At 32.7% G+C, this 15,156-nt stretch carries 16 protein-coding genes; 6 read left to right on the forward strand and 10 right to left on the reverse strand.

Translation table 11 applies throughout. The features are described 5' to 3' along the window. Positions 1–47 precede the first annotated feature (47 nt). On the forward strand, positions 48–1,718 hold the full coding sequence (locus ACXHHC_RS08370; RefSeq protein WP_458229179.1) for a solute:sodium symporter family transporter: 1,671 nt from the start codon (positions 48–50) through the stop codon (positions 1,716–1,718). A gap of 77 nt (positions 1,719–1,795) precedes the next feature. Continuing rightward, entirely contained in the window at positions 1,796–2,485 is a 690-nt protein-coding gene (locus tag ACXHHC_RS08375) for a DUF4369 domain-containing protein (protein WP_458229180.1), read from the forward strand. On the opposite strand, the gene ACXHHC_RS08380 is transcribed toward ACXHHC_RS08375, so the two are convergent. Beyond that, entirely contained in the window at positions 2,475–2,936 is a 462-nt protein-coding gene (locus tag ACXHHC_RS08380; RefSeq protein ID WP_458229181.1) for a DUF4442 domain-containing protein, read from the reverse strand. The two genes, ACXHHC_RS08375 and ACXHHC_RS08380, sit on opposite strands and share 11 nt — an antisense overlap. A gap of 36 nt (positions 2,937–2,972) precedes the next feature. Between ACXHHC_RS08380 and ACXHHC_RS08385 the strand changes: the two genes are divergently transcribed. Next, on the forward strand, positions 2,973–3,332 hold the full coding sequence (locus tag ACXHHC_RS08385; protein WP_458229182.1) for a DUF4870 domain-containing protein: 360 nt from the start codon (positions 2,973–2,975) through the stop codon (positions 3,330–3,332). On the opposite strand, the gene gldA is transcribed toward ACXHHC_RS08385, so the two are convergent. Next, positions 3,325–4,218, reverse strand: a complete 894-nt coding sequence (gene gldA, locus ACXHHC_RS08390; protein ID WP_458229183.1) for a gliding motility-associated ABC transporter ATP-binding subunit GldA — start codon at positions 4,216–4,218, stop codon at positions 3,325–3,327. The genes ACXHHC_RS08385 and gldA overlap by 8 nt on opposite strands. A 68-nt stretch (positions 4,219–4,286) precedes the next feature. On the opposite strand from gldA, the gene ACXHHC_RS08395 reads away from it, so the two are divergent. Together ACXHHC_RS08395 and lipB are read left to right on the forward strand one after the other, a co-directional pair. Continuing rightward, positions 4,287–5,027, forward strand: coding sequence for a hypothetical protein (locus tag ACXHHC_RS08395; RefSeq protein ID WP_458229184.1), 741 nt, complete (start codon positions 4,287–4,289; stop codon positions 5,025–5,027). After that, positions 5,008–5,715, forward strand: coding sequence for a lipoyl(octanoyl) transferase LipB (gene lipB, locus ACXHHC_RS08400; protein WP_458229185.1), 708 nt, complete (start codon positions 5,008–5,010; stop codon positions 5,713–5,715). The genes ACXHHC_RS08395 and lipB overlap by 20 nt, the downstream gene beginning before the upstream one ends. Here the strand turns inward: lipB and ACXHHC_RS08405 are convergent. From ACXHHC_RS08405 to ACXHHC_RS08415, 3 genes are read right to left on the reverse strand one after another with little or no spacing between them, the layout of a single operon-like run. Beyond that, the gene (locus ACXHHC_RS08405; RefSeq protein WP_458229186.1) at positions 5,712–6,389 is read right to left on the reverse strand and encodes an ABC transporter ATP-binding protein; all 678 of its coding nucleotides are present in this window, start codon (positions 6,387–6,389) and stop codon (positions 5,712–5,714) included. The two genes, lipB and ACXHHC_RS08405, sit on opposite strands and share 4 nt — an antisense overlap. Then, positions 6,376–7,299, reverse strand: a complete 924-nt coding sequence (locus tag ACXHHC_RS08410; RefSeq protein ID WP_458229187.1) for an ABC transporter permease — start codon at positions 7,297–7,299, stop codon at positions 6,376–6,378. Before ACXHHC_RS08410 ends, ACXHHC_RS08405 begins: the two co-directional genes overlap by 14 nt. Before the next feature lie 53 nt (positions 7,300–7,352). Beyond that, entirely contained in the window at positions 7,353–7,955 is a 603-nt protein-coding gene (locus ACXHHC_RS08415; protein WP_458229188.1) for a ribonuclease HII, read from the reverse strand. A 158-nt stretch (positions 7,956–8,113) separates the two neighbouring features. Between ACXHHC_RS08415 and ACXHHC_RS08420 the strand changes: the two genes are divergently transcribed. Continuing rightward, positions 8,114–10,126 carry a putative porin gene (locus ACXHHC_RS08420; protein ID WP_458229189.1) on the forward strand — a complete coding sequence of 671 codons (2,013 nt, stop codon included), beginning with the start codon at positions 8,114–8,116 and terminating at the stop codon, positions 10,124–10,126. Between the two features lie 70 nt (positions 10,127–10,196). Here the strand turns inward: ACXHHC_RS08420 and ACXHHC_RS08425 are convergent, their stop codons facing one another. The 5 genes from ACXHHC_RS08425 to ACXHHC_RS08445 all read right to left on the reverse strand — a co-directional run bounded on the left by ACXHHC_RS08425 (position 10,197) and on the right by ACXHHC_RS08445 (position 15,155). Next, positions 10,197–11,717, reverse strand: a complete 1,521-nt coding sequence (locus ACXHHC_RS08425; RefSeq protein ID WP_458229190.1) for a hypothetical protein — start codon at positions 11,715–11,717, stop codon at positions 10,197–10,199. Positions 11,718–11,719: 2 nt separating this feature from the next. After that, a complete protein-coding gene (gene dtd / locus ACXHHC_RS08430) occupies positions 11,720–12,172 on the reverse strand; it encodes a D-aminoacyl-tRNA deacylase (protein WP_458229191.1) in 453 nt (150 codons plus the stop codon). After that, positions 12,172–13,110 carry a ribosome small subunit-dependent GTPase A gene (gene rsgA, locus ACXHHC_RS08435; protein ID WP_458229192.1) on the reverse strand — a complete coding sequence of 313 codons (939 nt, stop codon included), beginning with the start codon at positions 13,108–13,110 and terminating at the stop codon, positions 12,172–12,174. The genes dtd and rsgA overlap by 1 nt, the downstream gene beginning before the upstream one ends. Before the next feature lie 99 nt (positions 13,111–13,209). Next, on the reverse strand, positions 13,210–14,292 hold the full coding sequence (locus tag ACXHHC_RS08440) for a chorismate mutase (RefSeq protein WP_458229193.1): 1,083 nt from the start codon (positions 14,290–14,292) through the stop codon (positions 13,210–13,212). A 14-nt stretch (positions 14,293–14,306) separates the two neighbouring features. After that, positions 14,307–15,155 carry a prephenate dehydrogenase gene (locus ACXHHC_RS08445; RefSeq protein WP_458229194.1) on the reverse strand — a complete coding sequence of 283 codons (849 nt, stop codon included), beginning with the start codon at positions 15,153–15,155 and terminating at the stop codon, positions 14,307–14,309. Position 15,156 lies beyond the last annotated feature (1 nt).

Below are 15,156 nucleotides of genomic sequence, written 5' to 3' on the forward strand. Positions count from 1 at the left end.
CGTTAAAAAACACACTTAACTAAAAACTTAATTAAACACTTAAATATATGTTTTTATCAATAGCTTCTTTTTTAGGATTTACCTTGTTGGTAGCCTTAATTGCCTGGTTAGCTACCAGAAAAAATGTTAACAGTTCAGATGGGTACTTTTTAGGAGGACGAAGTTTAACAGGACCTGTAATTGCAGGATCATTGTTACTAACAAACCTTTCTACAGAACAATTAGTAGGATTAAACGGAGCTGCTTTTGACGAAGGAGTTTTAGTAATGGCTTGGGAAACTTTAGCTGCAATTGCAATGGTTATTACTGCTGCATTTTTATTACCTAGATATTTAAAAGGTGGAATTACTACAGTTCCTCAATTTTTAGAGAAGAGATATGATAAGATGACTAAAACATGGGTATCTGCATTATTCCTAAGTGGATATGTATTTATCTTAATTCCTATTGTATTATTCTCTGGTGCTTTGGCCATTAACACAATGTTCGATGTTCCTGAAGCTTTAGGATTAACTATTTCTGAAGATTTAGCAAATACTTTATCTGCTACAGAATTGGCAGACTTGCAAAGACAAAAAGACTTTATTGCCTTGTGGCCTACAGTAATATCTATTGCAATAATTGGTATTATCTATGCAGTATTTGGAGGGTTAAAAGCCGTTGCTGTATCTGACTCTATAAACGCTATTGGATTAATTATTGGAGGTTTAGCAATTCCTGTTTTTGGTTTATTAGCTGTAGGAAACGGAAGTATTGGAGAAGGAGTTAATACATTATTTACAGAACATGCAAACAAGTTTGTAGCTGCCGGTGGACCAGATGCTTCGGTTCCTTTCCACACTATCTTTACTGGTTTAATGTTAGTTCAGTTATTCTACTGGGGAACAAACCAAGCAATTATTCAAAGAGCATTAGGAGCTAAAAACTTAATAGAAGGACAAAAAGGACTTCTATACGCTGCTTTCTTAAAAATATTAGGACCTTTAATGTTAGTATTACCTGGTATCATTGCATACCATATGTCTGTTCACCCAACAGAATACAGCTACTTCTCTAGTGAAATCATTAAAGATCAGGCTTACCCATTATTAGTTAAACAAGTATTACCTGCTGGATTGGTAGGATTCTTTGCTGCTGTATTATTTGGAGCTATTTTAAGTTCTTTTAACGGAGCATTAAACTCTTCTGTAACTATTTTTGGTTTAGATATTTACAAGGCTCACATTAACCAAGAAGCTTCTGAAGCTAAAGTGGTAAAAGTTGGACAAACTTTTGGTATTTTCTTAGCAATTGGAGGTGCTTGTATTGCTCCTTTTATTATTTACGCTAATGATGGATTATTTGGATACTTACAAAAAATTAACGGATGTTATACAATTCCAATTTTTACAATTATCATTGTTGGATACTTAACGAAAAGAGTTCCTGCAATTGCAGCTAAAGTTGGATTAATTTCTGGTGTAGCATTGTACGCTTTATATGTAATTTTAGACGAGTTTGTAATGCCAGGAGAGTTACCGCATTTCTTAGATATCTGTGCTATTTTATTCGTTTTAAACACAATTATTATGTTGGTTATTGGTAAGTTAAAACCAAGAGAAGAAGACTTTGTACAACAGTACACAGAACAAGTAGATATTACTCCATGGAAATTATTAAAACCTGTTGGAATTGTGATTACTGTTATCGTAATTGCTACATATCTCTATTTTAGTTAAAAAATCAATTAAAATTGTTCATTTTATTTATAAACCCGCTATTTTTGTAGCGGGTTTTTTTATTACTTTAGCAGCACATGAAACAATACATTTATTTCTTACTTTCTGTAGCTTTTTTATCTAGCTGTTCCAACTCTTCTGATAAGAACTTTGTCATAAAAGGTGAAATTGTTGGACTAAAAAAAGGAACTATTTATTTAGAAAAAATTGTTGACTCCAAAATTGTTGCCATAGACTCTGTCTATGTAGACAATGGTGAGGAAGAATTTAGTTTTGAAAACAACATTACAGAACCTGAAATGTTTATTATTTCATTAGATAAGTTAAATACCAAACAACTCTCTTTTTTTGGAGAACCCGGTATGATACACATTAAAACCAAATTGGATGGTTTTATATACAAAGCAGATATATCTGGTTCTGAGTTACACGCACTTCTAGAAACTTTTGAAAAATACATCAAGAAATTTCAAGACGAGAATTTAGATTTAATCAAAAGTAAATTCGAGTCTCAAAAGCACAACGACTTTGCTGAAGTTGAAAAGATAGAAGAAAGAAGGCTGCAAAACTTAAAAAGAATGTATCTTTTCTCTGCAAACTTTGCCATTGCACACCACGATAAACAAATTGCACCTTACATTGCATATGCAAGAATGGATCAGGCTTCTCCTAAATTAAAGCAAAAAATTTACGATGCTTTAGAAGAGAATATCAAAGCAAGTAAATACGGTGTGGCTCTAAAAGAATCTATTACTGTTAAAGAATAGTTTTTAGTTTAATACTCCATTTAAATTCAAAAGTAGCAACAGTATCTCCTGCTTCATCTGTACCTACAGAATACAACGTAAAGGTTACTCCTTCTTTTGTTTCTAATGCTTCTTTAATTGCTGTATCAATAATTTTACCTTGATCGCAACTAAAAGTTACTTTCCCTCTAGCTTTTTTAGTAAAACTAGCTGTATTCCCCAATACCAACGAGGAAAATTTTCGCCCTGTCTCTGTCGTTTTCTTTATAACCAACGCACCTGTAGACAGCTCTGAAACCATGGCTAAAACTGCAAAATAAATTGAGTTAAAAGGATTTTTATTCATCCATTTATAACGAACAGTTGCTGTACACAACTCATTATCTATGGAACCAACTCTAACCCCACACCAGAAAGCAGAAGGTAGTTTAAAAAATAAAAATCTATTTAATTGTTTAGCTGTCAGTTTCATTGTACTTTTATTACACAATCAAGATACATAAATTTCATGAGAGTTGTTAATAACAAAAATGATCAAAATATAGCTACCATATTACATTTATCTGGTTTTCTTAGTGGTTTTTTACCAATCGTAATTCCTTTAGTAATATGGATTTCTAAAAAAGACGAAAGTGAGTTTATAAACGAACATGGAAAATCTGCATTAAACTTTCAAATCTCTGTTATTATTTTAGGCCTTATAGCCTTTGGAGTTGTCCTTTTTACATTGGGAATTGGAGCATTTTTGATAATACCACTCACACTAATCTTTTGTTTGCTATATGTTGTTTTTATCATTCAAGCAGCAATAGCAGCCTACGGAGGAAAATACTACAAATACCCTTTTAGTTGGGATATTATTAAGTAGTAACTTCTTTAAAAAGAGTTTCTAAAGTTTTATTCTTGGTATTCATCTCTAAAATTTTTAATCCCTGCTCTTGGGCAAAGTCAAAAATAGAAGAACGCTTGTCTTCTTTGGTTTTAAAAACTAGCTCCCACTCGTTGTCATGAAAATTAGTAGCCAATTTTAAATCGGGAATACGATTTATAAATTGTTGTTCTATTTTAAAATCAAAAACAACGTGTATTACCTGTTCCTGACCAGCTTTAAGGACTTCTAAACTTTCGTCTACTTGTAGCTCCCCTTTGTTAATAATAATAACTCGATCGCAAACAGCCTCTACTTCTTGCATTATATGAGTAGAGAATAGCACCGTTTTTTCTTTACCTACTTTTTTAATCAGTTCCCTAATTTCAATTAACTGATTAGGATCTAATCCTGTAGTAGGTTCGTCTAAAATTAACACCTCTGGATCGTGAATTAAAGCGGCAGCTAAACCAACTCTTTGCTGGTATCCTTTAGACAATTGATGTATTTTTTTAGAAGCTTCTGGAGTTAAACCAGTTTCTTTTATAACCTCAGCAATTTTGTGCTTATCAACCTTATGAACAGAAGCAATGAAACCCAAATATTCTTTTACGTACATTTCTTTGTACAAAGGGTTATGCTCTGGCAAATAACCTATCTTTAATTTAGTAACTACAGATTTAGAATTTACTTTTTTGTCTCCTACAAAAAGAGCCCCTGCTGTAGGCTCTATATAACCAGTTAACATTTTCATTAAAGTAGATTTCCCAGCTCCATTGGGTCCCAAAAAACCAACTATTTCTCCTTTATCTACTTTAAAGGCTAAATTATTTACAGCAATTTGCGCTCCATACTTCTTTGTTACATTTTCTACTCTAATAGACATACAATAAAAGTTTGGGCTAATTTAATTATTCTTTTGCTACTTTTGGTTCACAAAACATGATTACTATTATGAAAAGAATATTGCTAGTTTTATTTGCTACAATCTCGCTATTTAGCTGTAACATTAAAGAAGAAATATACATTAATAAAGACGGTAGTGGAAAAGTTAACTACGAAGTAGACTTTGGTTCTTTATTATCTCAAATGGCTACTATGGCAAAAAGTTCTAAGGGAGATAATTCTAAAATGGATAAAAAAGTAGATACTATTATCCGTTTTAAAGATGTCATTAAAATGACCAAAGACTCTATTGCTAAACTTAGTGCTGAAAAGCAAGCTCTTTATGAATCTATGAAAGATTTTGAGCTTAGAATGCAAATGGATGTAAAGGCTGGAAAAGGAGTTTTTGCTTTAAATTCTGATTTTGACCATATTTCTAAAATAAACAACCTTGATAAAATTTTTCAGAAGGCTAGTAACAAGGTGAATAAAAAAACAATTAAAACTTCTAGTGTAGACAAATACGGATTTAAGTATGAGTTTGAAAAGAAGAAAGTTAGAAGAATTGTTTACGAAAATAAGCTAAGCAAAGAAGAAGAAAAAGAATATCAAGATAAACTAACCAAAGGACAAATGGTATTTTCTCAATCAAAGTATACCATTTTATATCACTTTGAAAGAAAAATTAAAGCAGTAAGTAATAAAGATGCTAAAATCTCTAAGGATAAAAAAACTCTTGAAATTACTTATCCTATGGACACTGTATTAAAGAACCCATATTTACTAGAATTTGAAGTCAAGCTTAAATAAGAAAGTACAATACCAAAACCTTGGTCTGAAGGGATATAAAGAAACATGGGATTATCAAGATCAATTGTTTCAGGACATCCTTTCTTCTAAAGTAGCCAATCGTAAAAGAGACGTTCCAGAACCTACAAAAAATCACTTTTTATTTGTAGAGCATCCGCATGTATATACACTAGGAAAAAGTGGCGATTTATCTAACTTATTACTAAACGAAAAGCAGCTAGAAGAAAAAGGAGCAACCTTCTATAAAAGCAATCGTGGAGGAGATATTACCTACCATGGTCCAGGGCAAATTGTGGGATACCCAATTTTAGACTTAGACAATTTTTTTACAGACATTCATAAATACCTGCGTTTTTTAGAAGAAGCTGTAATACTTACTCTAGCCGAATATGGTATCAAATCGGAAAGAAGTAGTGGAGAAACTGGAGTATGGCTAGATGTAGGAACTCCATTTGCCAGAAAAATATGCGCTATGGGAGTTCGCAGTAGCCGTTGGGTTACCATGCATGGCTTTGCCTTAAACGTAAATGTAGATTTAGGGTATTTTGACAATATTATTCCCTGTGGAATTAAAGGAAAAGCTGTTGCTTCTATGGAAGCGGAATTAGGTAAGAAAATAGATATAATAGAGGTTCAAAAAAAACTACTAAAACATTTAGGAAATCTTTTTGAGTGGAAATTAATTTAAAAATTAAAACCATTTAATTTAGCTCCCAGAGTTATAGTATTCATTTCTTGTTCCAAATCCGAAAATTTATTTTTCTGTACTTTTTTAACAAAAGCCCCTTCTGACAATACATGAATTTCATCGCACACCTCTTTTAAAGTAGAAAAAATATGCGATGATAAAATTATTGTCTTACCCGCTGCTCTTAACTTTTTAATGATCTCTGTAATTAAAATATTACTTTGAATATCTACTCCGTTAAATGGTTCATCCAAAATAAAACATTCATTTTTTTGCAACAAAATGGCGGTTATGGCTAACTTTTTTTTCATTCCTGTGGAATAGTTTTCTGCATATTCTCCCAATGGCAAATCAAAAAAATTGTGATGTTCCATATCTACAGGTTCTATGCCCCTTGCTTTTAGTAGCATTTGTATATACTCTCTACCTGTTATCTTAGAAAAGAAAAAAAGCTCCGTAAATAATAAACCCAAAGAATCTCTTAATGGCTTTAATTCAGATATAATTTCACCTTCGTATTTTTCTAAACCAGCAATACATCTAAATAGTGTGGTTTTCCCTGCTCCATTCTCCCCTACAACACCGTATACTTTTCCTTTCTCAAGGTTTAAATTTACATTCCTTAAAACTTCTTTTTTGCCATAAGACTTAGACAAGTTTTTAATAGTTATCATAAAGCACACTTTTTAAGTTATTTATTGATTTTTTATAAAAAAACAGGATGACAAACAGTAAAAATGGTGGAAATAAAACTCCTAGTCCATAAATCAAAAACTGTGGTAATTCGATCTCTTCAGTTAACTTAACGCTATACTTCATAAAAATAAAAGCCGCTAAATAAATACAGCCTATCATATAAAAAAGAAGTAACAACTCCAGTTCAGTAATAAAGAAAAACCCATATGTGCATATAATTGGAATACTTAACAAGCAAGTATACAGAAATGCCGTAATTATCTTATTTCTTAAAAAAAGTTTTGGAGACAGATTAGAATTCCACACTACATACTCATTTTCTGGTTTGGAATAATAGGAAATAGACACCAAAAATATTCCAATTAAAGCTGCAACACCTAAATTAGGATTATCAACGGTTGTAGAAATATATGCCAAATAATAGAATACTGGATAGACCCAAAATCTTTTTCTGAAACCAACTTGAAACTCGTATAAAGAGTGTGAAAAAGGAGCTGGCATTACAAATAAGCTTACGCTATCTAGTCTTAAAAAAGACAATAAAACAGCTATAAGCCCAAATACAACAGTCAATATAAACTCACTCTTGTAGATCAAAAAAAGTAAAAAAGGCAAAACAATTATTACATTCTCTATTGCTCTTACTTTACGATAATTTTTAAAGTTGAATCTTAAAAACTCATTTCTAGATTTAGCAGATAATCTTACTAAAATTGAAATACAGATTCCTATATACCATATACCAGGAATAGGAGCTTTGTTAAAAATTAAATTTGAAATTAAAACAAAAATAGCTGTCAATCCTAGGTAAGCCATCCAAGGCAACAAGCCTGCATCTTTAAATTTTCTATTTAAAAGTTCAAACTGAAGTAAAAAATAATCTTGCATTCAATTTTTTCGAGATAAATAACCAAGCATCATGCCAAGTAGATAAACTAAAATTAGAATAATTCCAATTGCTCGTCTGGCAATAATTTAAAACTCTGTCTATGATGCAAACAACTTCCGGTTTCTTTAATAGCAGCTCTATGTTCTTTGGTTGGATACCCTTTGTTTTTTTTCCAATTGTACTGTGGAAACTCCTCGTGAATTTTTTCCATGTAAAAATCTCTATACGTTTTAGCTAAAACAGAAGCTGCCGCTATAGATAAATACTTACCATCCCCTTTAACAATGGTATCACTTGGCACATCTTTATAAGGTCTAAACTTATTACCATCAACTATTATATAGTCCGGTACTTTTTCCATCTTATCAATAGAACGATGCATAGCCGTTATAGATGCCTGAAGTATGTTGATTTCGTCTATTTCTTCTTGATACACAAAAGCAACTCCAAAAGCCAAAGCCTCCTTTTCTATAATTGGCAGTAACAACTTACGTTGTTTCTCCGATAGTTTTTTGGAATCGTTTAGCAAAGGATGGGTAAAATTAGCTGGTAAAATAACCGCTGCAGCAACTACAGGACCAGCCAAACAGCCTCTACCTGCTTCATCTGTTCCTGCTTCTAATTTTTTACTTGAAAAATTTGATAATAAAGGCATGTTTATTGTTTGTAGTTCCCAATATTAATGATTCTTATTTACTTAAAAAAATTACCTTTGCTTTGCTATTTCTGAATATGGAACTCGTAAAGCGAGTACATTGTATTGAGCGTAACGTTCTACACATGGTAGAGTGATTATAATCGAATTTAAAACCGATGAAAAAAACAATTAGTATTATACTACTTTTTATAAGTTTCCAAGCTTTTTTTGCACAAGAGCTTCCCCAACAACAACCTACTGATAGTGTTGCTTTTAAAAGCGTTGAACTAACTCCTATTAAAAAGAAAGCTAAAAGAACAACACCTATTCCTTTAGACAGTATAAAAAACAGCTATGGAGCCAGATATATAGACTACAAAAAAGTAAATTATGCTTTTGACACCATACAAATAGATACGACCTTAGACATAAAAAACTATTTTAGGCATAATTTTACACAAAAAGATGATTTTGAACTGAATGCTTTTGCCAATCAGGGACAAACATTTAACAAATTAGGGTACGATTTTATTGACAATGAAATTATCCCTACCTATGGAGCTAGTGCAAAACAATACAACTACTACGGAGTTAAAGACATAGAATATTTCCACGTTCCCACTCCTACTACAATTTTATTCTACAATTCTGGTTTTGACGGTCAAGTTCTAAACAGTATTTTTACTACGAACTTTAGCAAATTCAGTAATTTTTCTGTTGCCTACAAAGGATTAAGATCTACCGGAGATTATCAAAAATCTAGAGCAAGTCACACCAATTTTAGGACTACTTATAGTTATTACAACCCAGATAAAAGATATCAATTTAGAACGCATTTTATTTCTCAAAAATTAGATAATTTAGAAAACGGTGGAATTACAGAAGCCTCTTTACAAGAATTTAAAGACGATAATCCTGATATTAGCTCTAGAGGAAGAATTGACGTAAATCTTTACAACTCTGAAAGTTTGTTAAAAACAGATCGTTTTTACTATGAGCACGAGTTAAGAATCTTAAACTCTAAAGATAGTTTACAAAAGAACTTAACCAACCTAAAATTAGGACACCAATTCACTTTTGAAAAAAGCAAGTATCAATTCACCTCTCAAGACATCGAATATTTTACAAAAAACGAAGACTTTTTTGGAGAAATGTTGCTTACAGATACTAAGGATAAAAACGAAATTAGTTATTTAACCAATCAGGTTTATTTAAAATTTAACTCTCCTTGGATTCTAGGAAACTTTAAAGTTTTTGCTCAAACAGATAGAGTTCAGCAAGAGTTTGATGAAACTACGATTGTAGCATCTGAAACTGAAGAGGAAGAAAGCGAAGTTGTATCGACACTTAGAAAACGTAGGTTAAACTACACTTCTTTTGGTGGAAGTTGGAATGGTAAGTACAAAGGAATTTTTATTAATGGTTATGCACAACAAGTAATAAACGGAGAACACCTTAATAGTAATTTACATGCCAATGCTGGATTTAGACTAAAAAACAACATGGCAGCCAAAGCTGGTTTTCAATTAAAAACAGTGACTCCTAATTTAAACACTACATTAAATCACTCTAACTTTTCAAACTTTAACTGGAATCAAAATTTTGATCATGAAATATACAGAACCATCTACGGTAGCATAGGTACAAAGTGGTTTGATGCCAGTTTATTCTTACATCAAATAGAAAATTACACTTATTTTGATGCTGCTAGTAAAGCAAGTCAGTACAACCAAGTAATCGATTATTTAAAAATAAGAGTCAACAGTCAATTACAATTCTGGAAATTGCACTTTAACAACAGTATTCAATATCAAAAAGTAATACAGGGAGACGAGGCCTTAAGGGTTCCAGAATTTTTAACTAGAAACACTATTTATTACCAAGACTATTTCTTTAAAGGAAAGCCTTTATTAGCACAAATAGGGATTACTTTTAAGTATTTTAGCAACTACTACGCAAACGACTTTAATCCTGTCTTAAATGAGTTTTACATACAAAATACAACAAGAATTGGTGGTTACCCTACCTTTACTGCTTTTGTAAACGGAGAAGTAAGAAGAACACGTGTTTATTTTAAAATAGAAAACTTTACTTCTGACTATACGGGTAGAGATTACTTTGTTACCAGAAATCAGCCCGCTAGAGATTTTGTAATGCGTTTAGGAGTAGTATGGAACTTTTGGAATTAGTTCTATCGGTAGCAGGTAAAAAAAGTAATTCTGAACTCGTAATTCGAAATTCACATTTTCTGCTTGACAACTATTTTTTCACCAATTGGCTCATGTTTAATTTAACTCCAACATCTAACAAGTAAGGGCTAAAGTTTCCGCTTACACCTCTTATTTGTCCAGCGTTTGCGATAAAATGCCAACGTTTATTTAAAACATGTTCAAAACCTAGTGTATATTCATAAGCGAGTCCACTACCCAGGTCTATATCTCCTCCTCCACCTGCTCCAACTAAACCTTTTACATTTAGCCAAGACTTAGTACTTAACGCATAATTATATTGTAATCCCAACCAACCTTCTGCATAGGCTCCATAACTACCCTGATAAGCCCAAACAGTGGCTGCAACTACATCTATATTAGCATTGATTTTCTTTCCTAATTCAAACCCTAACAAGTTAAATACAGGGTCATAGTCTCTTCCTTTCTTATCCTGTTTCTTTCCAGATGCATAAGACCTATTAAATACAGAAAACATAAAATCTTCTTTCTTAACACCGTTGTCTTTAATAACTTCTATTTCTTTTGCCTTTGGATTTCCATACAAACTAAATCTTTTACCTAAAGCAATATCCAAATGGTTCGATTCAAAATTACCATTAGGAGCATAGGTATTCCCTCCATTAATACTAATTCTATAATCTGCTAACTTTAAACTTAGTCCTGCTTCTATCTGAGCGGCTAATCCACCACCAAAATCTACGGCACCTCCTCCAGCACCTCCTATCATCCCTTTTGCATCAATACTTAGCCAATTGGTTAGCGGTAATTCATAACCTAAACCAGTTAACAACATCATAAAACCATCTACTCCACCATCAAAAGCACCTCCTAATTTTAATGCTCCGTAAAAATTACTATTCTTATGTTCTGTTTTTATCAAAGCACCTATTAAGGAGATTCTTGGAGCACTTTTATTCACCGTTGTATTAGACTTTAAAGGCCCTTTGGAGTAATTTAGTAAATTCATAGACAAACCACTAATGGTAATACCGTGATAGTTGGCCGCAGATAAACCTTTATTTGCTTTAATAGAATTTGCAATGTATGTATTGCTTCTAATAATTGCTCCAATATTTACGTGCAAACTATTAATGTCTCCACTAGGGAAAGTAACACCTGTTACACCTGCTCTTAAAGCTATTTTATCACTCAGGTCGGCTTGCAAATCAAAATGAGGTCTAATCATTAAACCACCTCCATCGGCAGCTCCTCCTCCTCCTCCTCCTCCAAGGAACAAACCAGTATCGTAACTTAGCCAATCTTTATAAAAGTATTTCTGAATTCCTCCTGTAATACCAAAAATGATAAAACCAGCTCTTTGACCTGTAATAGCGGCATATGAGTTTACTCCAAAGTATAAATTGGGATATTTTTTTGATAAACCAAAAACCTCATAACCATGTCCTAGAAATCCTATATTATCTTCATTGTTCATTTGTAGCAGCTCTCCCGACATACGAACTCTAGATGGTAAATTTTCTACTTGGTAAGCAGATTGAGAAAATCCAAACTGAATTGCTAATAAAGTCAATAATAAAATTCGTTTCATACCTACTCTTTTTGATGTGAATCTATAATAATGGTTACCGGACCATCGTTAATCAAACTTACTTTCATGTCTGCCCCAAACTCTCCACATTGTACTTCTTTTTTTAACAACTCAGAAAGCCTCTTTTTAAAACTTTCGTACAACGGAATAGCCACCTCTGGTCTAGCAGCCTTTATAAAACTTGGCCTATTTCCTTTTTTGGTTTGTGCATATAAAGTAAACTGGCTTACCACAATAATTTCTCCATCAATATCACTTACAGACAGATTCATTAAACCATCCTCATCTCCAAAAATCCTTAGTTTTACTATTTTTTGGCACAACCATTCTATATCTTCTTTACCATCTTCTGTAACAATACCTAACAACACAACCAATCCATTCCCTATATTGGCAACTTTCTTGTTGTTAATTGTAACAGCACCTTCAGAAACTCTTTGTATAACAACTCTCATTACTTAAAAGTATCTTGTCTGTAGTTTTCTTCTTCCTCTTCTAGCATCTGCAAGTAGCTTTCATATCTTGTTTCAGAAATAGTGCCTTCTTCCAATGCCTTTTTTACTGCACACTTGGGTTCATCTACATGAATACAATTGTTAAACTTACATTCCGATTTTAATGCAAAAAGCTCTGGAAAATAATCTGTTACTTCTTGTTTATTAAAATCAACCACACCAAAACCTCTAATACCAGGAGTATCTATAATATAGCCACCAAAAGACAAAGGATGCATTTCTGCAAAAGTAGTCGTATGTTGTCCTTGTTGATGTTGTTCTGAAATTTCTTTTGTTTTTAAATTTAAATTAGGTTCTAATGCATTTACCAATGTAGATTTCCCTACCCCCGAATGTCCTGCAAATAGACTTACATTATCTTTCATAATCTCTTTAACCACATCTATTTGAAAGCCCTCTTTGGCAGATACATCAATACATTCATAACCTATACTTGTATAGATAAACTGAAAGGCTTCTCTATATTCGTCCATTTCCTCATCATGCGTATCCACTTTATTAAACAATAGAATGGTTTTAATACTATACGCCTCGGCAGTAGCTAAAAACCGATCTATAAAAGTAGTTGTCGTTTCTGGATTGTGTAAAGTAACCACTAGAAAAGCCACATCTATATTAGAAGCAATAATATGCGTTTGCTTGGATAGATTTACAGACTTACGAACGATACAATTTCTACGCTCTTCAATTTCTTTCACCACTCCTGTTTCCTTTTGTGGCTCTAATTCAAATACTACCTCATCGCCTACAGCAATAGGGTTTGTACTCTTAATCCCTTTCATTCTAAACTTTCCAGGAATCCTACATTCATATACTTTCCCTTCCTCAGTTCTTACTGAATACCAACTCCCTGTAGATTTTGTTACAATTCCGTTCATGGTGTAAAAATAAGAGTTCAAAAATTATATTACCAGTCTAAAACAAAAAAAGGGAACAGATTTTCTCTGTTCCCTTTTATATCTTAAAGTTATTCCTAATTACTTAGAAGCAACTATTTTTTCTTGCTTGTTAATAGACTCTTGGTGAATTGCTTTAAAAACAACTTTAATAAAGTCCTCGCTTAAACCAGCTTCAGAACCAGATTTAACCATAGCATCTAAAATCTCAGACCAACGAGCATCTTGTAAGATAGATACGTTTTGAGATTTTTTAACCTCACCAATCTTTTCAGCAACAGTCATTCTTTCTGCTAAAGTTTGGATTAAGTGGTTATCGATAACATCAATCTCAGCTCTTAATTCTTTTAATTGATCTAAAGCTTCTCCTTCTGCTTTAGGTTGACGAACTTTTAAGTCGTTCATAATCTCTACTAAACGAGCTGGAGTAATTTGCTGTGCAGCATCAGACCAAGCATCGTCTGGAGTAACGTGAGTTTCGATCATTAATCCTTCGAAATTTAAATCTAAAGCGATTTGAGAAATTTCTTGAATTCCTTCTCTGTTACCACAGATGTGAGATGGATCGTTGATGATTGGTAAATCCGGGAAACGTCTCTTTAATTCAATTGGTAACTGCCATTGTGGTACGTTTCTATATTTTGTTTTCTTGTAAGAAGAGAATCCTCTGTGAATAACTCCTAAGTTTTTAATATTAGCAGTGTATAAACGCTCAACTCCTCCTAACCATAAAGCTAAGTCTGGGTTGATAGGGTTTTTAATTAAAACGATTTTATCAGTTCCTTCTAATGCATCTGCAACTTCTTGTACTGCAAATGGGTTTACAGCTGTACGAGCTCCTAACCATAAAATATCTACATCTGCTTCTAAAGCTAATTTTACGTGTGCTACGTTTGCAACCTCAACAGCAATTTTCATTCCTGTTTCTTTTCTTACTCTCTGTAACCATGGTAAAGCTAAAGCTCCAACTCCTTCAAAACCTCCTGGTCTTGTTCTAGGCTTCCATACACCTGCTCTAAATATAGTAGCATCTGTATCTTTTAATTCATGAGCAATTTTTAATACTTGCTCTTCAGTCTCAGCACTACAAGGTCCTGCAATCACCAATGGATGATCTAAATTCATGTCATCCAACCACGTTCTAAATTCTTTTGTATTTTCCATCTTAGTTATATATTCTATTTTTTAATTCCTTTTAATACTTCTTTAATATAATTGGTATCTCTCATTGTTTGTTTTAGAGAGTCACTATTTTCATTATTGATAAGTTCTCTAAACTGAACTAGATTCTCTATGTATTCATCTAGTGAGTTTAATACATTTTCTTTATTCTCTATAAATATTGGAGACCACATATTAGGAGAACTTTTTGCCAAACGAACGGTAGATTCAAATCCAGAACCCGCCATATCAAAAATATTTTTTTCGTTCTTTTCTTTCTCTAAAACGGTCTTACCCAACATAAATGAACTTATATGAGACAAATGAGAAACATACGCTATGTGCTTATCATGTTCTTCACTTTTCATAAAAATGGTTCTCATCTTCAACGCTTCAAAAATCTGCAATACCTTGTCAACCGCATTCTTACTACTCCTCTCTCTATCACAGATAATATTCACCTTCTCATCAAACAAATTATATATTGCTGCCTCTGGTCCAGAAAACTCTGTTCCAGCTATTGGATGAGCGGCCACAAAATTACTTCTTTTTTCGTGATTTTCAACTGTTTTACACAGATTCTCTTTTGTAGAGCCCATATCAAACACGATAGCGTCATTTTTTATGAAATTTAACACATTGATTGCCAAATTTGGTAAAAAATTAACTGGTACTGAGAGCACTACCATATCACTTGCTCCTATCTCTTCCAAATTTACAATAGCATCAACAATACCTAACTCTAATGCTTTTTGTGCGTTGTCAGGATTTACATCAACCCCTTGAACAGTATAGTTCAATCGCTTCTTTAACTCCAAAGCTAAAGAGCCACCTATCAAACCTAAACCTATTACTGTTACTAACATA

It is taken from the genome of Wenyingzhuangia sp. IMCC45574, assembly GCF_054182685.1.